At 62.2% G+C, this 796-nt stretch carries 1 protein-coding gene; it reads left to right on the forward strand.

Annotated features, from left to right (window positions below):
• The coding region (locus tag ACZYZF_RS29460; RefSeq protein WP_463837600.1) for an AMP-binding protein at positions 1 to 796 on the forward strand (796 nt) is incomplete at both ends.

The following is a 796-nucleotide window of genomic DNA, read 5'->3' on the forward strand; positions in this document are numbered from 1 at the left end:
TTGCGTATCTGATCTACACCTCGGGCACCACGGGTGTGCCCAAGGGGGTGGCGATTCCGCATCGCAATGTGACGCGGCTGTTGGATGCGATCGATCGTGAGGTGGCGTTGTCGCCGGGTCAGGCGTGGACGCAGTGCCATTCGTTGGCGTTCGACTTCTCGGTGTGGGAGATCTTCGGCGCGCTGCTCCATGGTGGGCGCCTTGTTGTGGTGTCTGAATCGGTGACCCGTTCGGCTGAAGAGTTCCACGCGTTACTCGTCGACCAACACGTCAGTGTGCTGAGTCAGACCCCGTCGGCGTTTTACGCGTTGGCCTCGGTGGACACCGCCCGGCCGGAGAATCGGTTGGCGCTTGAGGTGGTGGTGTTCGGCGGAGAGGCGCTGGAACCGTCCCGGTTGAGGCCATGGTTGGCCGAGCATCCGGGGTTGCCGCGGTTGATCAACATGTACGGGATCACCGAGACCACGGTGCATGCCTCGTTCCGCGAGATCGCTACGGCTGATGTCCAGAATGCGGTGTCCCCGATTGGCGGGCCGTTGGCTGATTTGGCGTTTTTCGTTTTGGATGGCTGGTTGCGTCCGGTGCCTGCTGGTGTGGTGGGCGAGTTGTATGTGGCCGGTGCGGGTGTGGGTTATGGCTATGTGGGTCGGGCGCCGTTGACCTCGACCCGATTTGTGGCGTGCCCCTTCGGTTCACCGGGGTTACGGATGTATCGCACCGGTGATCTGGTGCGCTGGGGACAAGACGGGGAACTGCAGTATCTGGGTCGTGCTGATGAGCAGGTCAAGATTCGTGG

It is taken from the genome of Mycobacterium sp. IDUB_24, assembly GCF_055419385.1.